We start from the raw sequence: 24,391 nt of genomic DNA, 5'->3' as shown, positions 1-24,391 counted from the left end.
CTACCGCCGCACTCCGTTGTGACAAACTTGGCGACGAAGACCGGGCGTTTGAAAATTGCCCCTATTTTCTCAGGGAGGGACAAACACTCTTCCTTCGCAGCAATCCAAAAGGATGTTGTCATGACGTCACAACGTCATAATGTCACAATGCTCCGAGAATCGAGAAGGACTACCATCTATTTCGAGTCCGCGATCCACCGTGCCCTGCGACTCAAGTCGATCGAAACTGAGCGCAGTCTCTCAGACCTTGTCAACGAGGCTGTCCGACTCTCTTTGGCCGAAGACGCTGAGGATTTAGCTGCCTTCGAGGAAAGAGCCCTCGAAAAAAACCTCTCGTTTGAAGCCGTCGTGAAAGACTTGAAGCGGCGTGGCCAGATTTGATGTTCTGATCAAGCCATCGGCGGTCAAGGAGATCGAGGCCATCGCCTCCAAGACGGACCGGCGCCGTGTTGTCACCAAGATCCGCCGTCTGGCGGACGACCCGCGTCCTCCCGGCTGCAGAAAACTCTCGGGACGTGACCGATATCGAATCCGAGTCGGAGTCTACCGAATCCTCCATTCCATCATGGACGAACAGCTTGTTGTATTTGTGGTCAAGGTTGGGCATAGAAAAAATGTCTATCACTGAAACCACGCACGTCGAAGAAGTGGAAACCAGACGGAACCCTGCATCTCGAGTCTCCCTCCGGGCCCTTCTGCCAATTCTCCTGACCCTCGGCATCGCCCAAGCCGCCGAGCTCAAGATCGTGCACGAGGGCTTCGAAAGCTTCTCCAAGGGCAGCTTCGAGCATGCGGGGCAGGACATCTACGTCTCCCGCAAGGGCCGCGTCCAACTGATTCGACGCTGGGACCTGAACAACGACGGCTACTACGACCTCCCCTTCGCCAGCACCCACAACGTCATGGTGGGGAGCATCGACGCTCTGGGCTATCTGCAGACGAACCGCGGCTACCGGTCGGTCCTTTCTCCCCTGCACCGGTCCCTGGCCCTGTACGACCTGTGGCTGCAGGAGGAAAAAAGCCGTTCCAGCACGTTGCGGCTCCCGGCCGACCGTCCCAGCGCGGTCCTCTTCAGCGACGTGGACCAGGACGGCCACGCCGACATCCTATTCGCCTCCTCGGGACTGGGGGACACCCCCTTCTCCGATAGCCTCATCTACTGGGGCTCCGAATTCGGCTACCGGCGCGACTCCCGCACCGCACTGCCCACGGTGGGCGCCCGGGACGTGGCCGTGGGAGACCTGAACCAGGACGGCCGACAGGACGTGGTCTTCGCCAACCGGAAAGGCCCGGGCCGGAGGAACCCGGGCTCCTATATCTACTGGGGATCGACCGATTTCTATGGAGAGCGTCACCGCAGCGCCATGCCCACCGACGGCGCCGTGGGCTGCCGGATCGCCGACCTGGACGCGGACGGCCATCCCGACCTGATCTTCGCCACCCAAGGACAAGAAGGAGGACTCGAGGTCTACTGGGGAAGCGGTGCGGGGCCCGATCCGGAGTCCCCCTCGCGGTTTCCGATCCCCGGCCTGGTGTCCCTGGAGACGGCTGCAACAGCGGATCGGGGGACGATGCTGGCAGCGCTCTCGCAAAAGGAGCTACGGCTCTTCGCATTCTCGTCTCGCCGGCCGGTCCTGCAAACGACCCTGGACCGGGGCGGCGCGCGCGTACGCCTGGCGGACCTGGATCGGGATGGCCGGCTGGAGATCGTCCTGGCCGGCGGAGACACTTCGGCCGTCATCTGGGGAAAGGACGGCTCCGAAACCCCCATCCCGACCCTCAACGCCAAGGACGCGGCCGTCTCCGACCTCAACAGCGATGGCTTTCCCGAACTCATCTTCGCCAACTACTCCGAGGGCGCCTACGGCAACCTGGACGTCTCTTCCTATGTCTTCTGGGGGAGCGTTCACGGGTATGCCGACGCGCGCCGGACCGATTTGCAGACCTTCGGCGCCACCGCGGTGGCGGTGGGCGATCTGAACGGCGACCACCGGAAGGACCTGCTCTTCGGCAACACCGGGAGCGGGATCTCCGGGGGCAAGGACGAGTACGTCTACGTCTACTGGGGACGGCCTCACCGCGGCTATTCCCCCGCCTTCGTCAGCCGCTACCCCTGCGTCATGGCCATGGGCGTCGCCATGGTCGACCTGGATGACGACGGCCATGCGGAACTGCTGGTGGCCAACTCGGGCCGCCACTACTCGGGGCTGCCCGGAGCCAGCTACCTCTACTGGGGGACTCCCGGCGGACCCGCGGTGGAGAAGCGGCACGAATTCGACCTCAACGAGAACGGTTCCTGGGAGATCGCCGACCTGAACCGGGACGGCTACCTGGACATCGTGGGATTCGATTTCGACACCCTCTTTCTCGCCTGGGGAGGGCCCCGGAAGTTCTCGGATCCCGGCCGTCAAATCCGGATTCCGGACGTGGCCCGTTTGGGCCAGAACTGCCGGCTGCTGGATTTCGACCGTGACGGTTGGCTGGACATCCTGACCGCGGACATCGGGAGTCCCTACAGCAAGATTCTGCTGGGCGGTCCCGACGGCTATTCGTCCGGACGGATTCAAAGATTGGAAGAGCCGGGGATCGGCAACGCGGAGGTGGCGGACCTTGACGCCGACGGCTGGCTGGACCTGGTTCTGCTACGGCCCTATTCCAGGGACGACGGGGTCAATCGGGCCGACTCCTGGATCAAGGTCTACCATGGGAACGAACGGGGACTGGAAGCCAAGCCGAGGTTCGATTTCCCCACGGTGGGGGCCATCGACGTGTTGGCGTCGGACCTGAACGGGGACGGCGTTCTCGATCTGGCCGTCTCCCAATACCAGTCCCGGAGCCACCGGAAGCTTCCGGTGCTGCTGTTCTGGAACGACGGCCGGGGGGGATTTTCGGGGCGGCGCCGCACCGACCTGCCGGGGGAGTCCCCTTCGGCTCTCATGGCGGCGGACATGGACTACGACGGGCACATCGATCTTCTGGTGATGAACCACAAGCTCTCGGTCGGCGAAGACAACCACAGCGTCGAGAGCTATCTCTACTGGGGCGCTCAGGACGGATTCTCGGTGGCGAACCGGAGCTATCTGCCGGCGCCGGGTCCGCATTTCCTGCAGAACGTGGACGTGGGGAACCTGGCGACCCGGAAGCCGGAGGCGTCCTACACCTCGCCGGCGCTCGATCTCTCCACTTGGCCCGGAGATATCAAGCTGACCCGCGAGGCGGAGACTCCCCGCGGATCCCGGATCCAACTCCGGGCCCGTTTTTCGCCTGACCGCAATAGTCTTGAGCAAGCCGGCTGGAGAACGGTCCCGGAGTCGGGCCGGCTCTCGCGAGGGGACCGCGATACCTGGCTCCAATATCGGGTCACACTGATCGCCGGCATGGGGTATGCGTCCCCCTATTTGACCCGCGTTACGATTCGGTCCGACTAACCACACCAGGAGAGGCTGATATGTCCGAGAGTTGGCTGACGGCCTACGTCGAGCGGGGCCCCAGATGCCGGGACCTGTTCGAGCAGGCGAAACGCAATACCGCCGGCGGCGTCGGCCACGACCTGCGGTTTTCGTTTCCCTTCCCCCGCTATATCGATCGCGCCGCCGGGTCCCGCATCTGGGACGCTGACGGAAACGAGTACATCGACTACGGCATGGGGAACGCGGCCTGCCTGCTGGGCCACTCCCCTCCGGAAGTGCTGGATGCGGTCCGCGAGGTGATGGGCAAGGGGCTCCACTTCGGATTGGATCACCCGGTCCAGGTCGAGTGGGCCGGCCTGATTCAGCATTTGATTCCCTCGGCCGAGCGCGTTCGATTCGTCAACTCGGGGACGGAAGGTTCGATGCTGGCGTTGCGGGTGGCCCGGGCCTTCACCCGGCGCACCAAGGTGCTCCGCTTCGAGGGCCACTTCAGCGGCTGGCACGACTACGTGGGCCGTGGCGCCATGCCTCCATTCGACGCCTCCATCTCAGCCGGCATCCCTCCTGCCACGCTCGACACCATCGTGGTCGTTCCCGCCGACCTTGACGTGGTCGACGAGACGTTCCGCACCGATCCCGACATTGCCGCCGTCATGCTGGAGCCTTCGGGTGCGTCCTGGGGCCGTGTCCCTCTCGACGCCGAATTCAACCGCGAGCTGCGCCGCTTGACCGCGGACCATGGCGTGCTGTTGATCTACGACGAAGTCATCACGGGGTTCCGGTACAGTCCGGGCGGCTACCAGGGGCTGGTGGGCATCACCCCCGACATGAGCGTTCTGGGAAAGATCATGGCCGGCGGACTCCCCGGCGGAGCCCTGGTGGGCCGGGCCGACATCATGAGCCTGTTCGATTTCACGGGAGACCCCCGCCATGACCGGCATGAAAGGATCCAACATCTGGGCACTTTCAACGCCAACCCCCTTTCGGCGGCGGCCGGGATCGCCACGTTGAAACAGGCCGCCACCGGCCGGCCGCAGGACCAAGCCGACCGCATGGCCGCGCTGCTTCGCGACGGCATGGAGGAGATCCTGGAACGGGAGCGGGTGGCCGGTTACGCCTACGGAGACTCGTCCGGATTCCACGTCTACCTGGAAGCTCACCCCGGTTCGGGCGCCAACGACCGCGCCGCGGTCAGAACCACCGACGCCACCCGCCTGAAGGGGGTTCCCGGCGCTGTCGTTTCCGCGTTTCAAAAAAATCTCCAGATCAGAGGCGTCGACGTGCTCTCCTTCATGGCGGGAGTCACCTCCGCCGCCCACTCGGAGCAGGACATCGGTGAGACCCTCAACGTCTTTCAGGACACCATCCGAACGCTCGTCCGCGGCAACGTCATCGCTCGACTGTCCTGACGGAAAAAATTGGAGCGGCGGTATCCTTTCCGCCGGAAGCGCAACAGTATCCTTGCCGCCGACCGAGAGGTTCCCGGCGGACGGCAGTCCCCCTTCCGCGACGCCGGGAAACAGGAGAAGGCCAAAAATGACGCATCCTCGCAAGCACCACGAAACGGAGCCTCAATTCCCGGCGATTCCCTTCGGCGCCTGTCGTCTACGAATGAAACAGTACGCAACCGCCCTGTTCCTGGGGACCGTCCTGACCGCGCCGGCATCGTCCCAACAGATCCTCCCCCTGCCGGGAGACAACCTGCTCACCGGCAAAGAAGCGGCTTTCTCGGTCGCACCAGACTGCAGCCACTGCAACGGCGGCTCCAGGACCTCCCTCACCGACGGAAAACTCTGGCAATCAAACAGCGGGACCGACTTCTGGAACCACCAGGGATCGGTGGGATGGGACCTGGGTTCCGTTCCCGGAGTGTTGATCCGGTTCGATCTGGGAACGGTCCAACCGATCGAGACCCTGAGCCTGCACACGGCGTCGGGCAAGCCCGACGTCAGAATTCCAGCCGCCGTGCTGGCCTACGTCTCGGATGATGGAGAAACCTGGCGCTACGTCACCGACCTGATCAACGAAGTCGTCCCGGAAGGCGAATTCGGTCGCCGCCGGTTCGTGTCGGGAGACTATTGGACCGGGGGACTTCGAGCCGGGGGACGGTATCTCGCCCTCTACATGGCCAGCGGCGGGGGCCGGACCTTCATCGACGAAATCGAAGCCCTTCGGGGAAACCGGGACCCTGCGGACGCCATCTACGACGCCGGCGCCATCGGCAAGGACCGACTCGAAGCCGACGCCCTGGACCGGGCCGGCGGCGTCACGCCCCAGACCGGCTCCTTCCGTCACATGAGCACCTGGATCCGGAAGAGCTACTCCGACGCGATCCTGCAGACGAAGCCGGCCGCAGAGCGAAGAATGGACAACCTGGAACGGTACGTGGCCATCGACAACAAGGGCAACTGGCCCAACCTGACGCCCATGCCGGACGGCTCCATCGTGGCGACGGTCTTCAGCGAGCCCGCGCACGGCCTGTGGGAAGGCAGCGCCGAGTGCTGGATCAGCCGGGACGGCGGCAAGACCTGGTCCTTCCTCAGCGTAGCGGCGCCCCACGCGCCCGGGACCAACCACATGATCTACGCAGCCGGGCGGACTCACGGCGGCGCCCTGGTCGTCCTGGCGGGAGGCTGGGGGAATGTCCCGTCGCGCGGGGGCGAACCGCCCGTCCCCAATAAGAAGAGATTCCTCCTGACACCCATAATCTGCCGGTCCGAAGACGGCGGCAGGACCTGGACCCGCACGCCGATGAAGGTGCCGCCGAATATGGAGGATCCGATCCCGTACGGCGGCATCGTCATGCTTCCGCGAGGACGGCTCGCCGTTTCCATTTATTCCCAGGGCCCCGGGGATCTGGCCAGGAATACGGCCTGGATCTTCTTCAGCGACGACGACGGCCGCACCTGGGGCAAGCCGCGCCTGATCGCCGCGGACAGCTTCAACGAAACGGCATTGCTGCCTCTGGACGGCGCGAAGATGCTCGCCGCCAGCCGCACCATCCGCTGGGGCGGGATGAAGGACGAGCACCTGGAGCTGTTCTCCTCCGACGATGGCGGGCAGACCTGGAACGGACTCGGTCCCGTTTCGTTGCCGAAAGAGATCCCGGCGGACCTGTTGAGACTGCGGGACGGCTCGATCCTGCTCAGCTACGGTTCACGCCTTCGGGGCGCCCTCGGAGTGCATGCGCGCATCAGCCGGGACGGCGGGCTCACCTGGGACGCTCCCCGGGTCCTTTTCACGACAGCCGCCCACGTCTCCAGCAGCGGCGCCGGCGGAGTGGACGGCGGCTACCCGTCAAGCGTCCAGTTGGACGACGGAAGCATCCTCACCGCCTACTATTGTTCCCGGCTGCCGACGCACCAGCGTTATCACATGGGCGTGGTCTTCTGGCGTTATTGAGGATCCGGCCTCAGTGGATCCGAAGCATGGGACAAGCTCCGTGAAAGGAGGTTTTCAGGTGAGTTCCAACGTGATGAGGGGGCATGGCGTAGACGGCGGCCTTGTTCCTCTTCCTGTCCTACAACGCCCCCCACATTCCCAACCAGGTTCCGCTGAAGTACGAGCAGGAATACACGGAAAAAGGCCTGCGCCGGAACTACGCGGTGCGAAGGGGCCCCTGGAAGCTGGTCGGCGGCAAGGTGTTGTTCGACCTGAGCCGCGATCCCTACGAGCGCAAGAACCTGGCGGAGCGCCAGCCCGGACGGGTCAATGAGCTTCAGGAAGCCTTTGACCGATGGAGTAATTTCTGTTGAATCCGGAGGCGACGAACCGTGAACCGAACATCCAAAACGGTCCCCGAGACAAGAGATAACCCCCGGACCGCGGAGGGAGTAGCTCAACAGGAATCCGGCGGACGGAAAACCGCTGTTCCGAGAATCCCTGCCAATCCCTCTACTTCTTTCACTCCACGTCATTCCCAAGGATTGATCACATCGACCCCACATCCGTGGAAATCCGCCACATTCCTGGTCGCGATTTTAGCCCCTCGAGCGCGAGCAGTTGCCGCAATTTGACAGTCGGCATGGTGGATTGGGAGACCCGCGGCGCGGCGGTCGGACGCAATCACGGCATAGGCGCGGGCACACTCACTGTCGAAGGCCAGGATGCGCCCGGCGAAGTCTTCGCGGAGCATACCCTCAATCTCGTTGGCGAGCCTGTCCCGCCGTATACCTGCCGGCATGATCGCAACACCGTATCGAAGTTCGGCCTCACTGATGACGGTCAGGAATACATTCGCGAAATACTGTTCCGCCAACCAAGCTTCGACTTTGGGGTCGGGGTTGGGGCGAATCAACTCCGAGACTACGTTCGTGTCGAGCAAAATCATCTGGCATGGCTCATTCGAAAGAGGGTGGATCGCGCATTGGCTCGCGGGACGGCAATTCCAGTTCGGCCCCACCCAGAGGTGCGAATCGCGAACGGATGGCGCTGGCCAGGTTTACGGGTGCAGATAGCTCCTGGGCAAGTACGTTGTTCAGGATCTGTCGGACTTCTTCTTCCATCGAACGACCGTGATAGGCCGCGCGGATGCGAAGCCGTCGTTTCAGCCCGTCTTGAAGGTTGCGAATCGTGATGCTGGCCATGAAATTCCTCCGGCAGATATCCCAGAGGGAATGATACCAATGATTTCACTGATGGTAAAGATTGCGATGGAGAGAGAATCTCCTGCCCGCGAAAGGGAGAAGAATCGGCGATTGGAGAGTCGCCGATTGTCTCACCAGTAGGCGATGGCCTCGGCCACCTCGCCCAGTCGGCGTCCGTCCCAGTCCACATCGGCCAGGACCGGCAGGGAATGGCTGGAAAGCTCTCGGGGAAAGCGGACCCGGACGGCGGTCTCCTTGGTCTCTCCCGCCGCCAGGACCAGGTCCCACTCCAAGGGATCGATGGAAACGCCATCCACTGAGCGGAACCGGACCCGGCAGCTCTTTTCTTCGTCTGCGTGATTCTTGACGTAGAGGCGAAAGTCCACGGCGTCGCCGGGGCGGATCCGGACCTTGTAGGGCCGGAACTCGACCCAGTGGGGGTCCATGGCCATGTCGGGGTGGGGCGCCTCGACGATACCGGTGAACAGCGACTGCCAGCGGTCCATCCACCGGGTCCAGAGATCGATCCGTGCCTGTTCGAACTCCACTCCACCCCCATGCCCGGTCAGAATCACGTCCGGATGCCGCTCCGCGATCTTGCGCGGTATGGACCCGTATGCCGATAGCGGCGTTCGATTTTTCGGGATGAAGGAATGGATGTAGTCCCGCTTCTCGCGGAACGGGAGCCCCGAAATCGCATCGCCGATGGCCAGGAAACGCCGTCCGTCGACCTGGAAGGTGATGTGGTGGTCGTACCAGGTCTGTCCCGGGAACTGCTCGATCCGGAAGTCGATCCCGCGCCAGTGGAAAGATTCCTCCCGGGCCACGACCCGGTCGACCCGCATCCCGTCGGGAACCATGCAGGGCATGTCGTACCGCTCCGGGTGTTCGAGCAGTTCCCGCAGTTCCGGCGCGGCCGCCACTTTGGCGCCGTAACGCGCCCGGAGCATGGGGTAGCCGGCCAGGTGGTCGTCGTGGAAATGGGTCGGCAGGAAATATTCCACCGTCTCGACACCCAGCTCGTTTCGCAGGCGCGGCGTCAGGTGGTCGACGTAGCGGTGCGGATTGGCGGTGATGGGCGCCCCGGAGACGTAGCCGCAGTCGATGAGAAGAGCGTGACGGGCGTCGTCCTTGACGACATACGAGTTGGCCATGGAGTTGACCTCGTAGACGTGAGGCGACAGGCGGCGGAACTCCACCTGGAAGGGGGTGTACGGCTGGTCGAAGAACATGCCGTGGAGCTGGGCGAGCCGTTCGCTCAGTTCGCCGATGCGGGCCTCCTCCCGGGAGAAGGGCGCTCCGTGCCCCGGCAGCATGAGGTCCCACTCCAGATCGGCGGCGTGGGCCAGGCTTTCGAGCTGATTGACGTGCCCCTGGAAGTCCATGTAGCTCCACTGCAGCCAGTGGTAGTCGCCGAGGCGGCCCGGCGCCGCCATCAGGTCGCCGCAAGCCAGGACGCGCCGGCCGTCGATTTCGAACCGGTATCCCGTCGAGCCGAAGGTGTGTCCGGGCAGCGGGACGACCTCGAAGCGGATTCCCTGCCAGTCGATGGTCTCGTAGTCGCGGGCGATCCTGGCGTCGCGCACGTCCTGCACGGGACCGAAGCCCGGATAGTAGGCGGTGTAGTTGTCGTACGTGTAGTAGGCCGCCCGTTGCAGGTCGGCCTCCTCCAGGTAGCGCCGTTCGGCGGCGGGGATGAAAACATCGGCGCCCTGCTCCTGCCAGTGCCGGATTCCGGAACACTGGTCGCGGTGAAAATGGGTGAGCAGGATCCGGTCGACGGCTCCCACGTCGCGGGTCCGCAGGTCGGTCCCGCAATCGATCAGGAGCGTCTTTCCGCCGGCCCGGACGCCGTAGACGCTGCAGGTGTCGTCAACCCGGAACAGGTGCTCGCTGATTTGGTTCATACAGTCCTCGGGAGGGGGGACTGTTAGTCCCCCATAGGCGCGGGGACATCCCTGTCCCCGCAAGAATCGGCGGTTGGAAACCGCCGCTCCGAATCGGAATCGGCAGTTGGAACCCGCCGCTCCAATTCGGCGGTTAGTTCCGCACCATATGCGAAGATCGCCGGCGTCCCCCCGGTGTGCATCAGCAGGAAGGAGCATTCCGGACCGCTGCGCCGAGCCCGATGGATCAGCCCCGCCATCGTCTTCCCCGTGTAGACCGGATCCAGGATCAGCCCCTCCAAACTGCCGGCCATCCGGATCGCCTCCAGCGTCGGCGGATTCAACCGCCCGTACCCCGGCGCCAGGAAGTCGTCGACAATACGGATGTCCTCGTCGGCCACCGGGTTCGCCGTCTCCAGCAACTCGGCAATCTCGCCGCAGCGGTCCCGGATCCGCTCCTTTTGAGGCCCGGCGTTCCGGCGAACGCAAACCCCGGTCACCCGCACCTGCGAACCCAGCGCTCTCAACCCGAACAACAAACCGCCATGCGTGTGGCCGCTCCCGGAGGGCACCACCACCTCATCGATGGAGAGCTGCCCCGACGCAATCTGCTCCAGCAGTTCCTTTGCCGCCACGACATATCCCAAGGCGCCCAGTGGCGGGTGTCCCGGACCGAGCGGGATAATGTATGGACGTCTTCCCTCCCCCTTCAGCTCCTCGGCGATCTCCGCCACCCGCCGGTCCGCTCCCTCCTCGTCTTCGCCCTCGGGATAGGAATAGAGAGTCGCTCCGAGGATCCTGTCCAGCAGGACGTTCCCGGAGTTCCGGTAGAGAGAGTCATCCCTGCGCACCCTCTCTTCCAGTTGAATGTGGCAGTCCATGCCCGATCTGCGGGCGGCCGCGGCGGCCAGACGGACGAAGTTGGACTGGACGGCGCCGGTGATGAGGATCGTGTCGGCGCCCTGTTGCCTCGCCTCGCCCAGGTAGAACTCCAGTTGGCGCACCTTGTTGCCGCCGAACGCCAGATCGGTGCAGTCGTCCCGCTTGACGTAGACCCGCGCCCCGCCCAGCGCACGACCCAGATTGGGCATCGCCTCCAAGGGCGTGGGCAGGCGGCACAGCCTCACCCGGGGATACTCGTCCAGGATTCCCAGCCCCGGTGTTGCCGCCGTTCGGATCTCCCTAGAGCTGCTCTTCAAACCACTTCGCCATCCAGTTGAAGTATTCCACCCGGAAGACGTGGCCGTCGTCGGGGCGATGGACCTGGAACAGATGAGACCGGCCCGCCTTCCGGTAGACCGGCGAAACCAGGTCAACCAGTTGATCCACTCCGGACGCCGCCATGTCCGGGTCCCGCAGCGGAGCCAGCATCATCAGCGGGCGGGGCGCGACGCAGTCCGCCACGATCTCGGGATGGTCGAAATGGCGAAGCAGTCCCGGTATGTAGTGGCAGGAACTGTGCCGATCCGGGTTCCCCTCGTGGATGTCCCGCGCCAGACTGCCCAGCCCTCCGCAGAGAATGGCCGCGGTCCGAATCGAAGGATCGCAGGCCATGGCCCACCAGGAGGCATACGACCCCAGCGAGAATCCGGTCAGTCCGACTCGGGCGGGGTCCACCTGTTTTTGCGCACCCAGGACCCGGGCGGCCCGCAGGGCTTCTTCCGCCAGGATCCCCATCTGGGGGCGACCGTAGGGGGCCAGGAGCTTGGCTTCGGTCTCCCACTCGTCCAGGTTGCGGCGCCGGGCAACGGTCCCCTTCAGGGTGAAGGAGAGGGTGGCAAAGCCCCGTCTCGACAGCTCCCGCGCCCAACCGCGAAGCGGTCCCTTGTCCGGCTGGTCCCGGTGGAATCGCTGCTCCGTCAAGCGTTCGGCGTCGCCGCTGGTTCCCGGCATGCAGACGACTCCCGCCAGCGATCCGGGACTTGCCCCGGCGGGAACAAGGAGGATTCCGGGCACCGTCTCTCCCAAGGAATTGACGAAGGTCACGGGCGTTCTCAGGAGTCCGTCATCGGTACGCGCCGTCTCCCCGGTTGAATACTGGATTTCCCTCGGGGGGATCGCATCCATCCCCATCAGCTCGATCACCTTGGAGCGGACCGCCTTTCCCCGGATCGGTTGCGGAAAGGCGGGCTGGACCCGGGCGGGAACGACTGCGGTATGAGGGTCGTTCACGGCGGGCGGACCGGTATTCACGAGGGCGAACATCAAGGAGCCCGCCAGCAACGTGAGGGCGACCCCCAGGCGGATGCGGAATGAGCCGGGTCGTTTGGGTCGATTTGCCATGAGAAGACGCCACCAAGTTCAGGTTCAGCCCGTTGAAATGAACCGGGCAAGTCTAGCACCAGGAGGGGGGACTGTTAGTCCCCCATTTTGTCTTTTTTCCCCGGAATCGGCGGTTAGGAAACCGCCGCTCCCCAGCCCTCGCGTTCCAGCAGCCGTTGGATGTGAGCGAGATGATGCCGGCCGTGCCAGGAGTAGGCGGCGACCATGACCTCAAGCCGGGAGGCGCCCGACTCGGGATGCACGAACTCCCGCTGCAACTGCGCCCGGCTCAGGCCGCGCAACAGATCCGCCCAGCGGCGGTGAAGGGCCGACAAGAGGTCGAGCGAAGAAGCGATCGGCTCCCGGCTGTCCGGCAGCTCGGCCCAGCTCTTCTCGTCGTAGGCCTTGATCACCGGCCGTTCTTCCGTCAGCGCCAACTTGAACCGAATGTAGCTGTTCATGTGGCTGTCGGCCAGGTGGTGGACCACCTGCCGGACCGTCCAGCCGCCGGGACGGTACGGAGTGTCGAGCTGGCCGTCCGTCAAGGGCGAAACGGTTCGCCGGAGATCACGCGGCAACGCCGAAATGTCGTCGATCCAGGCAGCGATCCGGCCGGGTGTCATCTCGCCCGGGAGCGAGAACTTCCCGATCGGATACCTGAGATCAGTGGTCTGTGAATTCATGTTCCATCCCCTGTCCGGCCCGCCTCGGCACCGGCACCAGAGGCGTCCTCAACCGGTTCGCCGGTGTAGAACGCGGTCGTGCGCCCCGCCCTCGAACGCGCGGCGCCGGGAGCGGTTCCGGACGCGACCGCCGCCTGCTCCCACCCGTCGCTGCTGCCCGTGATGAACGCCTTGCCGTCCGGAGAAACGGCAAACGCGGCCGGGTCAGGCATCGGCTCGTCCGGGTCCGCGAGATGGATCGCGAGCCCCAAAAGACCACACTCCCACCCCACGCCGACCGCGCCCGCCCCGTACGTGTCCCAGTGGTCCGAGAGATGCTGGATGTGCGTCAGCGTCAGCCGCGCGCGGCCGGCTCCGTCGTCCGAAACGCGTGCCTCCACCCAACTGACGTCGCCGCCGAACTCCCAGGTCACCGCGAAATGGACTGGAGGTTCACAAGCCGTGATCACGCCGCCTGCGTTGCCTTCCAACTGGTAGCGGCCCCCAACTTCCAGCTCGCCGCTGACCGGCAGGAACCAGCGTGGAATCCGCTCCGGGTTGGCCACAGCGTCCCAAAGGTCCGCAGCCGTCGCCGCGTAGCTCCGGGCAAGAGTGACCGCGCGAGCCGCCTGCCCGTCCCGCTCCAACGAAGACACGGAACGCTCCGCGGCTCCAAGGTTTCCTTCGACATCAAAGTCCATTGTTGCCCTCTCCCTTCCTGCCCCTGTCGTTCCCGCACTCCCCAAAAACCGGATACCCCGGTCTACGACAACCTCTTGGCGTGCCCGCCGGCTTTCTCGAATACCGGATTGGCATTGTATTCCTCGGACTTTCCCGGCGGAATGCTCAGCGATTCCCAGGAATCCCCCCGGAAGCACTTGCCCAGGTAGACGATCTGTCCGACATGATAAGCGGCATGCGCCACGGAGCGCAGCAGCGCCTCATCGGCGCCCATGGACACCCCCCGTATGGTCACGGGACGGCTCAGATCGTCATCCGTGAGCTCTTGCAACGAGCCGAAGAGCACCCGCCACCCCCGGTCCCACTTCTCCTGGATCACGTCGCGCGACGGCGTCCGGGGCTCGAATTCGGAGTCCCGCTTCCGCCAGGGTTTCTCGCCGTCCGTGGTCAAAAAATCCGTAAACCGGGATTCCAGATTGCCGGCGACGTGCCAGACGATCATGGCGATGGAGTTGGCCCCCGCGGAGTCCGTCACCAGCTCCTCGGCGCTCAACTGTCGGAACGTTCCCTCGCCGAGAGCCTGGTAGCGCCGGTACTCGGCTTCGATCAGTGACAGCAGTCCTCGATTCATGGCAATCTCCCCAAGTTCCACAAAGGATGCCGTTTAGGATACACTGCGGCTGCCGGACGAGCCCCCGAGGGCGGCTACCTGCACGAAACTTGCAACCCGAAGCGGGTTCGTGCATCCTTAGATTTCATACGGCGTGAAAATTTGGACCGAAGGTTCTGTTAACGGGAATTATCGGAAGTCGGGAGAGGAGCACAGCCTATGGGGGAGGCGTGAGGTTACTGGATCTTAACGGGTTTTTTGTTTCAACCAAACAAGCAAGGAGTTACACAATGAAATCGATTTTCAAAATTCTGGTTTTGGGCGTCGTCCCGATCCTCGCGCTCACCGCGGTCGTGGATCAGGGTCTCGCCGCCGACAAGGGCTCGCAGTTGATCTTCCAGGGCAACATGGCCCACAGGAACTTCATTTCCATTGCAAACGCCCACGATTCACAGGCGGTTACAGTGCTGACTCAGTACTACAATGACGAAATGTCGCTGGTTCTGTGGTACCTGAGGGTCCTCCCAGCCGATTCAAACGTTCTGATCGACCCCTTGAACCACATGATTCCGGGGACGGCCACCGATGACGACATGGATGGCACCAACGTGAGTGAGGTTCTCGGCGCCCTCCCTGCGATGACGAACGATGATGATGGCGCCGGAATCAATTCCGGTCATTTTGTGATCGCCATCACCGCAGTTGGGGCAAATGTAGGTGTTGAAGCTAACGCTACTGACGCTGACGATAAAGACAAGATCGATGTCGCTGCTGATCGAAATCAGGCCGAGACGGCGAATATCCTCTTCCCGACCTTCCTGGCCGCGGATATGCACGGCACCGACAACATCGACAATTGCGGAGTGCTTCAGACTACTGATCCCACCGATCCCGCTGCCGCCGCCAATCTCGGGTACACGGCCCTCGGAGCAGACGGAGTAAACGATTGTAGGAAAGCAGATCCGGACGCAGAGCCTCCAATCATGGCCGATGATACTTCCAAGAATGTCGGCGATCTGAACGTGGGTAACGCCCAGCCCGTCTCATTCAACCACCTGACCGGGCATTTCACGGAAGCGCTGGTTTCCACCGACACGGGTGGAGCCGATCAGACCGCATCCTGGGGTGGCACGCCGATCATCCGTCCCGCCGTTGCGAATACGGCCAACATGGGACTGGCTCGAGATATAGACGCCGAGGCTGCGGATGCTCCGACGAACTCCGACTATCAGGTTTTGACTGGTGCGGATGAGAACACCGCCAACACTCCCACTGACACCGCTGAAGGTCTCGACGGAGGCCGGTTGGCTGAAAAGGACGCCGGCGGCAGCGAGAGTGTGGACTCCTTTAACGTTACCGGTTATACGACCGATGGCGACAACAAAATCACAAATACCGACACCTGCGATCGTACGGCGACCCCCCCTACGGGCTGCCGTGATAATAGAGGCCTCGACATGGGGGCTCTGGTGCTTCCGGCTCTTCACGGCGGAGGGGCGGAGTCCAAGCAGATCATGCTGCTGCTGTCCGCAGCGGATGAATTCGGTGGAGCCGGCGGTTACAAGCTGATCGCCGCCAAGACCGGCTACACGATTTCTCTCATGGACGGTATGGGTGATGCGTTGCCCGATCCTGCTGCCGATGCCGGACCCGTATTCGGCGGAACGGACGCTCCGAAGGCTCCGGCGGGCATCAATATCATCGTCGAGGGTATCCGTGTCATGACCGATGCGGATCTCGCCAAGTGTACCGGAACCATGATCATGGGTCCTTGGATGCTCAGCAGTCTGACGGACATCGTTCCCGCGGCTTCCGCAGGTGACGGTAAGAAATTTGCCGGTCTGGATGCCATGTTGGATCCCATGATGAGCGCGTCCCCGGGATGGATCAAGTTCAAGCGCAGTTCATTGACCTGCAAAATGGACTATGGAGATGGAGATGCTGCAACCGGCTCGACGGTCGAGGATGCCGATGGTGTCCCCACTTCGGACGAGCGGACCTACACGGCCGGCACGCTGATCGTGGAAGAGGCAATGGAAGACCGTGCATACGTCACCACGGGACAAGCCTTGCTGAAGTTCATTACTTCGTCTTCGACCTTCGCGGCTTCGTGGTCTCTGAAGTCTCCTGCGTCTCCGGCCAACTAGGCTGGACGGCTTAGCCGAGGGATCGTCGCTCGCCTCAACCCTCAAAAAGGTGAGTCGACGGCCCGGGCGGAAACGAAAAGGGGGAGGCCTGCTATCAGGTCTCCCCCTTCTTTATTCACCATGCTGCAACGAATTCCAGAATGCAGGGGCAGATTTTCAACCATCCTTTCTACCCCCACGTTCTGGAGAAACCCGATGTGGAGCCCTATCCCGAGCTCTTCGTTACCGGACAGTGACGACGCGCAAGCTCTCTCGGGTTTCCCTGTGGCACCCCTGAAGGGGCCGCATGGGTCGGCCCCGCCGCAGGCCTTATCATGACACTGCCTGAACTCTTCCAAACCTTTCCCGACGAGAAAGCCGCCGAGCAATGGCTCGCCGCCATCCGCTGGCGGGGCCAGCTCTGGTGTCCGGCCTGCGGCTCCGACCGCTGGTACCACCACCGAACCCGGGATCCGCGCCAGGTGGCCATGCGCTACCGGTGCAAGGACTGCAAGGGGTACTTCAGCGTCCGCAAGGGGACCCTCCTGGGGCAGAACAAGACCAAGCTCAGGACCTGGGTATTGGCGATTCACCTCGTCTCCTCCGATATGTCCCTGAGGACATCCATGATGACATTGCATGAGGGATTGGGAATCTCCCGCGTCACGGCCTGGAGGATGGCGAAGATGATCCGGGAAGCCCTGGCGGCTCCCGGGGGGCCGCCGCACGGATGACAACGGCGTGTCCCACTCTTCCAAGGGCGAATCGATGACTTTCAAGAAGGGATTTCGGGTCCGGATGCGTGCCCTGTTTTTACCTCGGTTCCGATATTTCCCGTTATCGGAAGCTCCCAATACGGCGCTCAAGTCAATTTTTTTGGGCGTTTATGGCAGCGTTTTTTCTGGTGAAGCGCTTCGAGAACGCGATTGCCGAGCCAGGCTCGTCAAAAGGGTCGAGAGGCGACGCCGGGCATGCCGCTCGGCGCAGCCCGATCCAACATCGACGAGCTGCAGAGATGATCGGTGGGTAGTTCCGGAATGGCAGATTGGATTGATAGCAGGCCATCCGGCCAATCGAGAGGAGCAATATGAAACCGCATAGAATCCGCAGCGACGGCCGTCCCTGGGGCCGAAAGGGCAGCGCCCTGAAGGCTCTGCAAATTCGCAATCTCAAGGTGGATCTGTCCGCCGTCGAGATTGCCAGCCGCCTCCTCGAGCAGCAGGAGCCCCCCGACCCGGGCCGGCGTATCGTCAGCAACCCGAGGGATTGAGGCCGTCGGGTTCCTGAGGGGATGAAGATGCGGGCCGGAGTTGCTCTGGTTCGCCAACTCCGAGAGTGGGGACGGAGCCTGTGTCCCGTTCGGCCGGAACAGGGCCGATCTTCCCGTCTCCCGGGGTCACAGGACTCGGGGCGCCCTCCCTCCCATGCGCCGGACCCTTCCCGGCTGCTTCGCAATCATGCCGGCGGCGCTGATGACCTCCCGTATCAGCCCGGTTCGGCTGATACGTTCAGGATCCCTTCCCGTACCGGATCCGGGCCATGGGTCCACGGGAGGCAAGTTGCCCCCGGACATACCGGCCCGGCATGTGCGGCGAGGTCCAGCGTCCGGCTTGTTGGAACTCCACCAGGGAAGCTCCCCGAAGGGCCAGGGACTGAGCCGACCCGACCCGGAGCGAGTGCCCGGAGATTCGCCCACCGTCGATGCCGGCCTGCTTCGCCCTCTTCTGGATGACGTTCCGGATGCTTCGGGAACTGAGGGCCCCATCCTCCACGATGCCTCCGACCCGCACCGGCCGAAACAGGGGTCCTGAATTGAAGCCGGCGGCGGTCATCCAGGCGCGGACCCGCCTCATGGTGAGCGCACCCAGAAACAGGATCGTCCCTTCCCCCTCCTGGTCGGTCTTGGAACTGTGAATCGTGAGCAAGCCGGCGCCTCCATCGTCCTCCCGGATGTCGGCGCACTGAAGCGCGGCGACTTCGGAAACCCGAAGCATGGCGTCAGACATGATGGAGATCAGGGCGGCGTCACGGAAGGCCGCAAGAGAGCCCGTCTCGACGGCAGTGATGAGGGCGGCAATGACGTCCGCCATCTCCCAACTGATCCCTTCGACTTGACCCCGGCCCCTCCGGCGTCCCTCGCGCCGGAACCCGGCCAGGACCCGATCGGTGGCCGGCCCCACGGGTGAAGGCGCGCCGGTGGTCCTGGCCTGAAAGCGGACGGCTGCCACGACCATGCTGGCTGAGGAGGGGGAGCGGCCCCGATGAAACAGAGAGGCGAGGTAGCTGGCCAGCCAACCATCCGTGAGGCTGGCATCGTGTTTGTCCAGATAGTGCTGCAACCGCTGCAAGGCGCCTCGATAGGCGCGGCGCGTGTTCTTCGACAGGGACGCGGCGGCCAGCTCGACGACTCTCCCGGGAGCATCGGCCAAGGAAGATTCCGAAGCCGGGACGGCGGCTGCATCTGCTTTGATCCCGGAATGGCGGTCGGCTGGACAGGCATCGGCAGTTTGCGGTTTGAGCATAACGCTTCCATTTCTCCCCAATCGGGAACATCCGTTCAGCCCAGTAGCCGTGTCCGCCACCTCCAGGAGGAATCAGGGAGGGCAAGAAAAGATGGACTCGTGGATTCAGGTGAAATATCTGATAAAAGGATAGTAAAAATTTTGATCAGAGCTGAAAATGAAGCCTTGGACAAAATGGGATGATCTCCTCACGATCAAGAAATTCACCGTCGGACGCAGCGTCCCGGGCGCCTGCCGTGGAATTTCAAGCCACCCGAAATTGTTCCGGAACTGAATGACCTGGAATGTTTTATCCATGTTCTTTCTGTCCCCCCAATACGACGTTTACCCGTGGCCAGGCGCGTCCGGCGCCGGTCTCCGAAATGCGCTGAAAAAAGGATAGTATTTTTACATATAAACGGTGATTATTGGGTGATTAAGTTGACCATTAAGGTGATTTTCCAGTGATTTACTCTACCAATCGGTCCTCCTTTATGCAAACGAAGGTCGATCCGTCCCCCGCGCGGCGGAGAGCCAGAGCGCAGGGGTTCGTTGACCGGCTGTCGTCCCGAACCTATCCTGCCCACGGGAGGAGATATGAAAAGAGTTCTATTCGCTTGCCTGCTGGCCTCGCTGCCCGTACTGGGTGGACAGTCCTTCGTCAATATCGGGTCCGACCGCCAGCTCTTTCTGGACCGGGGCCTCATCGACGAGATGCGCGGCGCCGAGTTCGAGCTGCATCGGCCGGTTCTGCGGGAAGAGGTGCTGCGATACGAGAAGCCCTGGGAGGGGGATACATCCTGGCATCCCATCGTGATCCGGGACGGCGACCGTTTCCGGATGTGGTACCGGGTTTCCCAGGGCAACCATGACGGCGTGGCCCAGACGGCCTACGCCGAGAGCAAGGACGGGATTGGTTGGCAGCGGCCCTCGTTGGGGCTGGTGGAGTCGCAAGGCTCCACGGACAACAACCTGGTCTGGCCCACTCCCGGGAACCAGGGGATCAACATGTGCGTCTTCAAGGACCCGAACCCCGGGGTCCCGGAGGGGGAGAGGTACAAGGCCATCGTCCAGACCCGGGACATCCACGGACTGGTCTCGGCGGACGGGATCCGGTGGAAACCGATCCAGCCCGATCCCCTGATCCGGAGGCTCCAGGATCAGGTCAACGACGGTCCGCATGCCGCGTTCTGGGACCCCTGGCAGTCCCGGTACGTCATCTACAAGCGCGGCTGGTGGGGATCGACCCCGGAGAAACAGTTGGACGCCTCGGGAACCAGCGGAGAGGCCAACCGGACCATTCGCCGTTTCACCTCCCCCGACTTCCGCACCTGGGACGGCCCCGTATGGGTGGAGATCCCCTTCGGGACCCAACCCCGGGAACAGTTCTACAGCAGCGCCGCCATCCCCTATCCCTGGGCGCGAAACGTCTACCTCATGTTCCCCATGCGCTTCATCCTGGACCGGGGCGACGAGGGCTGGCCCTTCCCCGGCCTCTCGGACATCGCCCTGCTCAGCAGCCGCGACGGACTCCGCTGGCAGCGGACCTTTCGCGAGGCCTGGATCCGTCCCGGATTCGACGAGAACAACTGGCACGAGCGCGCCATGTCCTTCGGTTCGGGCCTGGTCCGGACCGCTCCCGGAGAGCTGTCCATGTACATGACCCACAACTACCGGACGCCCCACGCCCACATCCGGCGGGTGACGCTGCGGCAGGACGGGTTCATCTCGGTGCATGCCCCCGATCTGGGAGGAGAGCTCACGACGCGGCCGTTGAAATTCAAGGGGAGCCGCCTGCGGATCAACTACTCCACCTCGGTCACGGGATCGGTCCGGGTGGAGGTGCTCAACCACTTTTCACGCCCGGTGCTGGGCTTCAATCTGGAGGACAGTAGCGAGATCTACGGCGATGAGTTGGATCGGGTTGTGAATTGGGGGGAGAAGGAGGATCTGAGCGAGCTGGAGGGCCATGTGGTGCGCCTCCGATTCGTGCTGCGGGACGCGAATCTCTATTCGTTCCGATTTGGCGCGCCGTAGGGAGCGGCGGATTCCAACCGGGAGCGGGGGTATTCCTACCCCCGCTTCCGGGGGTTAGGGAGCGCCTCCCTTCCTGCCGGCCCCTGGGGAGCTTCTAAGAAAAAGACTGGGCGATTTCCAATCGCCCAGTCTTCGTTGCCAAGTTTGTCGCACCGGAGCTCGGCGGTCAGGAAACCGCCGCTCCTTTCCTTTTTCTGCCGGGCGTCCGCCGGCCCCCGGCCGGTGGGGGAGCTTCTAAGAAAAAGGAGGGGCGATTTCCTATCGCCCAATCTTTGTCGCCAAGTTTGTCAGTCAGGAGTTCGGCGATTGGAAATCGCCGCTCCAGTTCGGCGGTTAGGAAACCGCCGCTCCTTTCCTTTTTCTACCGGCATTTCGCCGGGCATGGGCCGGTGGGGAAGCTCCTACGCCTCCGGCCCCACGGGCGCCCAGCGGAAGCAGCCGTACTGGGACTCGTAGAGGTTGTAGTCGCCGGTGGCTCGGGCGATTTCCCACATCCGAGCCGCCACCTCCCGGCACAGGGACCCGCGGCTTCCGGCCAGGTTGCGCAGCTCGTGGGGATCCTGTTCCAGGTCGTAGATCTCGTCTTCGTCGAAGGTGTTGAAGACGTACTTGAAGTTGCCTCTCCAGAGAACCCGTTGGGTGTAGGCCATCCGTTGTCCCTGCATCTCAGCGTAGGCCTCGGACTCCCAACCGGAACCGTCTCCCCTCAGCAGCGGACGCAGCGACCGCCCGTGGCAGGAGAAGTCCTCTCCCAGCGTCAGCTCCGTCAGGGTCGGCGCCACGTCCAGCAGACTGACGATCTCGGGGACCTCCTGTCCCGGATTCACCCCGGGACCTTTCAGGATCAGGGGCACGCGATAAGCCTCCTCGAAGGCGGGGACCCCCTTGAGCATCAGCCGGTGGGCCCCCATGTAGTCACCGTGGTCCGACAGGAACAGCACCAGCGTATTCTCCGACTGGCCCGTCTCCTCCAGGACCCTCAGAATCCTCCCGATCTGGTCGTCGACGAGGGAACAGAAGGCGTAGTAGCAGACGGTGGCCTCGGCGAAATCGGACCACCGCATCTGGTCCCACACCCTCTGCATCCGCCGGTAGATGGCGGGACGGCCGGCCAGATCGTCCTGGAAACTGGGGGGAGGCGTCAGGGAACGGGCGTCGTAGCGGCGACGGTATTCCCGCGGCACGACGTAGGGATCGTGAGGACCGGCGGTGCTCAGGAAGAGGCACCACGGTTGGTCGCCGCGGGCCGGTTCATTCAGGAAATCGATCCCGCGCGAGAAGACGTAGTGCTCGCGGGTTCCCTCCACGGGCTCGTCCACGACGCCGTGCAGCAACAGGTCCCGGTAGCCGGGATGGCGAACCATCCCCTTGCGTTCCCAGCGGCGATCCGATTCGGGGAGTCCCAGGCTCCGGCGGCGCGCCAGGTAGCCGGCGTCGGGAACCCGTTGGCATCCCACATCGGCCGCCTCGAAGCTTTCCATCAGCTCGTACGAATCGAATCCGAAATCCTCCAGCCGATTGGAGCGCTCGATGTGCCATTTCCCGTAGTAGCCGGTGCGATACCCGGCGTCCCGAAGCTCCCGGCTCCAGAAGGGGAGTCCCGGCTTCAGGTCGGCGCGATAGGGCTCCACCGTATGGGTGCAGTCGACCATCCCGTGGCTGTGGGGCAGGAGCCCCGTCATCAGGCTCGCCCGGCTGGGCGAGCAGATGGGGTTGGAAGAGTAGGCGCGGAGAAACCGGGTTCCCTGAGCAGCCAGGCCGTCCAGGTGGGGGGTCCGGCAGGGAGAGGCGGGACCCACCGTGTCGGCTCGCTGTTGATCGGTCATCAGCACCAGAAGATTGGGACGGGGCATGGGCGGCCTCCCGCAGGCGCGGCGGTTTCCTAACCGCCGGTACTTTCGACATCAGAAAACGAGGGGGAACCGGGCGATTGGAAATCGCCCCTCCGAAGATCCCGCAAGATGGCGTGGGCCGCGTTGTGACCGGGCGCTCCCGAGACCTCGCCCCCCGGGTGGGTGCCGGCGCCGCAGAGCCACAGGCCCTCGACGGGGGTCCGGTACTCGGCCCAGCCCGTGAGCGGCCGGCGGGAGAAGACCTGGCTCGGCGTCATGTCCAGGTGGTGGATGTTGCCGGCGGTCAGGTAGACGCGGCGTTCCAGGTCCAGAGGCGTCAAGAGCATCCAGTCTGCGATGGCACGGCGAAAGTTGGGCGCATACGCCGTCACCGCGTCAATCAGCCGCTCTCCCGCCTCCTCCCGGCGTTCATCCCAATTGCCCCGGGCCGGACGGACCGGCGCGTATTCGGCGAAGATGGACAGGACGTGCTTGCCCGGCGGGCAGATGCTGTCGTCGTAGACGGAGGGGATCTGGATCGACATGACGGGCTGCCTCGAAGGACGGCCCCGCCGGGCGTCCCGCCAGGCGCGCCGCACGTAGTCGATGGAGGGGCCGATCCAGACGCGGGCCGTGATTCGCTGATCGTAGTCCCTTCCCAGCCAGGAGGAAAAGTCGGGCAATTCATCCATGGCGGCGTGGAACTTGAAGTACCCGATCTCGGTCCGCCGGCCGCGGACCCTACCGCGGAATCCCGGGGGGAGATGTTCCGGTTCGACCAGGTCCAGGAAGGTGCGCTTGGGGTCGGCGTTGGAGACGACCAGGCGGCTGCGGATGGTTTCTCCGCTGGTCAGTTCGACACCCCGGGCACGGCCGTCCTCCACCAGGACGCGGCGGACCTGGCACCCGGTGCGAATGGCGCCGCCCTGGCTTTCCAGGTAACCGGCCATGGCCCGCGTGACCGCGCCCATTCCTCCCTTGACGATGCCCACGATCCGCCGTTCGGGTTCCACGTCGCCCGGCAGGAAGGCCGCCGGCAGGGCGCTTCCGATGGACCGGGGGTCGCCATGGTCTCCGGAATGGATCATGGCGGCCCGGACGTGATCCGACTCGAAGTACTCCTCGACCAGATCGGCGTGGCTGGTGATCAGGACTTTCTTGAAGATCTCGAGGTTGCCCGTCTCCCTGGCCCTCCTCACCAGATCGATGTAGGCGGGAGGCGGCGTGAGCACGTAAGCGTGCACGATGGAATGGAACCGTTCCCACAACCGGTTCCATCGCCGGTAGCTCTCCGCGTCCCGGCGGGAAAACGCGCCGATGGCTTCCGCGTTGCGCTCCGCGTCCTGGTGCAGCACCAGGCGCCGGCCGTCGGGGTATGGGCGAAACAGGAAGGGATCGAGCTGAAAGACCTGGAGACCGTATCGGTGCAGTTCCAGGTCGTCCGCAACCTTGGGGTGCAGCGCGTAGAGCATGAAGGAGCAACTGGAGAAGTGGAAACCGGGAAAGAGCTCCTCGGTGACGCAGGCCCCGCCGACCATGGACCGCCGCTCCAGGACCTGGACCTCCAGGCCGGCCCGCGCCAGGTAACTCCCGGCGACCAGCCCATTGTGCCCCCCTCCGACGATGAGAACGTCGATATCATGCGCTTTCCCGCTGTCCGCTTTCATTCCCGTTCCTACGTCCCGGTCCCGGGCGGGGGGGGGGGGGGCCGCGGGGGCGCCCCCCGCCCCGCCCGCCACCGCCGCGGGCGAAGACAAAAAAAAAAAATTTGTGGTGTGGTTTTTTTTATAAAAAAACA

Annotated in this window: 21 protein-coding genes; 10 read left to right on the top strand and 11 right to left on the bottom strand. The window is 63.7% G+C overall.

Features of this window, described 5'->3' with window-relative positions; translation table 11 throughout:
* The first annotated feature begins 147 nt into the window (after window positions 1-147).
* The 6 genes from OXT71_13405 (at window position 148) to OXT71_13380 (ending at window position 7,165) form a co-directional block, all read left to right on the top strand.
* On the top strand, window positions 148-381 hold the full coding sequence (locus OXT71_13405; protein MDE2927387.1) for a CopG family transcriptional regulator: 234 nt from the start codon (window positions 148-150) through the stop codon (window positions 379-381).
* Window positions 368-628, top strand: a complete 261-nt coding sequence (locus OXT71_13400) for a type II toxin-antitoxin system RelE/ParE family toxin (protein MDE2927386.1) — start codon at window positions 368-370, stop codon at window positions 626-628. The genes OXT71_13405 and OXT71_13400 overlap by 14 nt, the downstream gene beginning before the upstream one ends.
* The gene (locus tag OXT71_13395) at window positions 615-3,428 is read left to right on the top strand and encodes a VCBS repeat-containing protein (protein ID MDE2927385.1); all 2,814 of its coding nucleotides are present in this window, start codon (window positions 615-617) and stop codon (window positions 3,426-3,428) included. The genes OXT71_13400 and OXT71_13395 overlap by 14 nt, the downstream gene beginning before the upstream one ends.
* Window positions 3,429-3,448: 20 nt before the next feature.
* Window positions 3,449-4,819, top strand: a complete 1,371-nt coding sequence (locus tag OXT71_13390; protein MDE2927384.1) for an aminotransferase class III-fold pyridoxal phosphate-dependent enzyme — start codon at window positions 3,449-3,451, stop codon at window positions 4,817-4,819.
* Window positions 4,820-4,946: 127 nt separating this feature from the next.
* Entirely contained in the window at window positions 4,947-6,812 is a 1,866-nt protein-coding gene (locus tag OXT71_13385) for a sialidase family protein (GenBank protein MDE2927383.1), read from the top strand.
* Window positions 6,813-6,913: 101 nt separating this feature from the next.
* Window positions 6,914-7,165, top strand: coding sequence for a hypothetical protein (locus OXT71_13380; protein MDE2927382.1), 252 nt, complete (start codon window positions 6,914-6,916; stop codon window positions 7,163-7,165).
* 158 nt (window positions 7,166-7,323) lie between these two features.
* Here OXT71_13380 and OXT71_13375 read toward each other — a convergent pair whose 3' ends face one another.
* The 8 genes from OXT71_13375 to OXT71_13340 all read right to left on the bottom strand — a co-directional run bounded on the left by OXT71_13375 (window position 7,324) and on the right by OXT71_13340 (window position 14,118).
* Complete coding sequence (locus OXT71_13375) at window positions 7,324-7,740, bottom strand: type II toxin-antitoxin system VapC family toxin (protein ID MDE2927381.1); 417 nt, start codon at window positions 7,738-7,740, stop codon at window positions 7,324-7,326.
* A gap of 10 nt (window positions 7,741-7,750) precedes the next feature.
* Entirely contained in the window at window positions 7,751-7,996 is a 246-nt protein-coding gene (locus tag OXT71_13370) for a plasmid stabilization protein (GenBank protein ID MDE2927380.1), read from the bottom strand.
* Between the two features lie 131 nt (window positions 7,997-8,127).
* Complete coding sequence (locus OXT71_13365) at window positions 8,128-9,903, bottom strand: MBL fold metallo-hydrolase (protein MDE2927379.1); 1,776 nt, start codon at window positions 9,901-9,903, stop codon at window positions 8,128-8,130.
* Window positions 9,904-9,926: 23 nt separating this feature from the next.
* Window positions 9,927-11,081, bottom strand: coding sequence for a D-cysteine desulfhydrase family protein (locus OXT71_13360; GenBank protein MDE2927378.1), 1,155 nt, complete (start codon window positions 11,079-11,081; stop codon window positions 9,927-9,929).
* A complete protein-coding gene (locus tag OXT71_13355) occupies window positions 11,065-12,165 on the bottom strand; it encodes a hypothetical protein (protein MDE2927377.1) in 1,101 nt (366 codons plus the stop codon). The genes OXT71_13360 and OXT71_13355 overlap by 17 nt, the downstream gene beginning before the upstream one ends.
* 113 nt (window positions 12,166-12,278) lie before the next feature.
* On the bottom strand, window positions 12,279-12,827 hold the full coding sequence (bstA, locus tag OXT71_13350; protein ID MDE2927376.1) for a bacillithiol transferase BstA: 549 nt from the start codon (window positions 12,825-12,827) through the stop codon (window positions 12,279-12,281).
* Window positions 12,824-13,507: an SRPBCC family protein gene (locus OXT71_13345; protein MDE2927375.1), complete on the bottom strand. Its 684-nt coding sequence runs from the start codon at window positions 13,505-13,507 to the stop codon at window positions 12,824-12,826. The genes bstA and OXT71_13345 overlap by 4 nt, the downstream gene beginning before the upstream one ends.
* 62 nt (window positions 13,508-13,569) lie before the next feature.
* Window positions 13,570-14,118 carry a DUF1572 family protein gene (locus OXT71_13340; protein MDE2927374.1) on the bottom strand — a complete coding sequence of 183 codons (549 nt, stop codon included), beginning with the start codon at window positions 14,116-14,118 and terminating at the stop codon, window positions 13,570-13,572.
* 269 nt (window positions 14,119-14,387) lie between these two features.
* On the opposite strand from OXT71_13340, the gene OXT71_13335 reads away from it, so the two are divergent.
* From OXT71_13335 to OXT71_13325, 3 genes are all read left to right on the top strand, one after another.
* Window positions 14,388-16,244, top strand: a complete 1,857-nt coding sequence (locus OXT71_13335; GenBank protein ID MDE2927373.1) for a hypothetical protein — start codon at window positions 14,388-14,390, stop codon at window positions 16,242-16,244.
* 314 nt (window positions 16,245-16,558) lie between these two features.
* Window positions 16,559-16,957: a transposase gene (locus OXT71_13330; GenBank protein ID MDE2927372.1), complete on the top strand. Its 399-nt coding sequence runs from the start codon at window positions 16,559-16,561 to the stop codon at window positions 16,955-16,957.
* A 353-nt stretch (window positions 16,958-17,310) separates the two neighbouring features.
* Window positions 17,311-17,493: a hypothetical protein gene (locus OXT71_13325; protein MDE2927371.1), complete on the top strand. Its 183-nt coding sequence runs from the start codon at window positions 17,311-17,313 to the stop codon at window positions 17,491-17,493.
* Window positions 17,494-17,731: 238 nt separating this feature from the next.
* Here the strand turns inward: OXT71_13325 and OXT71_13320 are convergent, their stop codons facing one another.
* Window positions 17,732-18,652, bottom strand: coding sequence for a tyrosine-type recombinase/integrase (locus OXT71_13320; protein MDE2927370.1), 921 nt, complete (start codon window positions 18,650-18,652; stop codon window positions 17,732-17,734).
* A 669-nt stretch (window positions 18,653-19,321) separates the two neighbouring features.
* Between OXT71_13320 and OXT71_13315 the strand changes: the two genes are divergently transcribed.
* Window positions 19,322-20,761 carry a hypothetical protein gene (locus OXT71_13315; GenBank protein MDE2927369.1) on the top strand — a complete coding sequence of 480 codons (1,440 nt, stop codon included), beginning with the start codon at window positions 19,322-19,324 and terminating at the stop codon, window positions 20,759-20,761.
* A gap of 401 nt (window positions 20,762-21,162) precedes the next feature.
* On the opposite strand, the gene OXT71_13310 is transcribed toward OXT71_13315, so the two are convergent.
* Window positions 21,163-22,614: a sulfatase-like hydrolase/transferase gene (locus OXT71_13310; GenBank protein MDE2927368.1), complete on the bottom strand. Its 1,452-nt coding sequence runs from the start codon at window positions 22,612-22,614 to the stop codon at window positions 21,163-21,165.
* 29 nt (window positions 22,615-22,643) lie between these two features.
* Window positions 22,644-24,260: an NAD(P)/FAD-dependent oxidoreductase gene (locus tag OXT71_13305; protein ID MDE2927367.1), complete on the bottom strand. Its 1,617-nt coding sequence runs from the start codon at window positions 24,258-24,260 to the stop codon at window positions 22,644-22,646.
* Window positions 24,261-24,391: the final 131 nt, after the last annotated feature.

The organism is Acidobacteriota bacterium (assembly GCA_028874215.1).
Taxonomy (GTDB): Bacteria; Acidobacteriota; UBA6911; order RPQK01; family JAJDTT01; genus JAJDTT01.
Note: the sequence above shows the minus strand (reverse complement) of the source record. Positions and strands in the feature narration are given on the sequence as shown.

Bases quoted from the DNA above. Each gene is read 5' to 3' on its own strand.
- OXT71_13405 (MDE2927387.1), top strand. From the start codon at position 148: ATGCTCCGAGAATCGAGAAGGACTACCATCTATTTCGAGTCCGCGATC.
- OXT71_13395 (MDE2927385.1), top strand. From the start codon at position 615: ATGTCTATCACTGAAACCACGCACGTCGAAGAAGTGGAAACCAGACGG.
- OXT71_13390 (MDE2927384.1), top strand. From the start codon at position 3,449: ATGTCCGAGAGTTGGCTGACGGCCTACGTCGAGCGGGGCCCCAGATGC.
- OXT71_13385 (MDE2927383.1), top strand. From the start codon at position 4,947: ATGACGCATCCTCGCAAGCACCACGAAACGGAGCCTCAATTCCCGGCG.
- OXT71_13375 (MDE2927381.1), bottom strand. From the start codon at position 7,740: ATGATTTTGCTCGACACGAACGTAGTCTCGGAGTTGATTCGCCCCAAC.
- OXT71_13370 (MDE2927380.1), bottom strand. From the start codon at position 7,996: ATGGCCAGCATCACGATTCGCAACCTTCAAGACGGGCTGAAACGACGG.
- OXT71_13365 (MDE2927379.1), bottom strand. From the start codon at position 9,903: ATGAACCAAATCAGCGAGCACCTGTTCCGGGTTGACGACACCTGCAGC.
- OXT71_13355 (MDE2927377.1), bottom strand. From the start codon at position 12,165: ATGGCAAATCGACCCAAACGACCCGGCTCATTCCGCATCCGCCTGGGG.
- bstA (MDE2927376.1), bottom strand. From the start codon at position 12,827: ATGAATTCACAGACCACTGATCTCAGGTATCCGATCGGGAAGTTCTCG.
- OXT71_13345 (MDE2927375.1), bottom strand. From the start codon at position 13,507: ATGGACTTTGATGTCGAAGGAAACCTTGGAGCCGCGGAGCGTTCCGTG.
- OXT71_13340 (MDE2927374.1), bottom strand. From the start codon at position 14,118: ATGAATCGAGGACTGCTGTCACTGATCGAAGCCGAGTACCGGCGCTAC.
- OXT71_13335 (MDE2927373.1), top strand. From the start codon at position 14,388: ATGAAATCGATTTTCAAAATTCTGGTTTTGGGCGTCGTCCCGATCCTC.
- OXT71_13330 (MDE2927372.1), top strand. From the start codon at position 16,559: ATGACACTGCCTGAACTCTTCCAAACCTTTCCCGACGAGAAAGCCGCC.
- OXT71_13325 (MDE2927371.1), top strand. From the start codon at position 17,311: ATGAAACCGCATAGAATCCGCAGCGACGGCCGTCCCTGGGGCCGAAAG.
- OXT71_13315 (MDE2927369.1), top strand. From the start codon at position 19,322: ATGAAAAGAGTTCTATTCGCTTGCCTGCTGGCCTCGCTGCCCGTACTG.
- OXT71_13310 (MDE2927368.1), bottom strand. From the start codon at position 22,614: ATGCCCCGTCCCAATCTTCTGGTGCTGATGACCGATCAACAGCGAGCC.
- OXT71_13305 (MDE2927367.1), bottom strand. From the start codon at position 24,260: ATGAAAGCGGACAGCGGGAAAGCGCATGATATCGACGTTCTCATCGTC.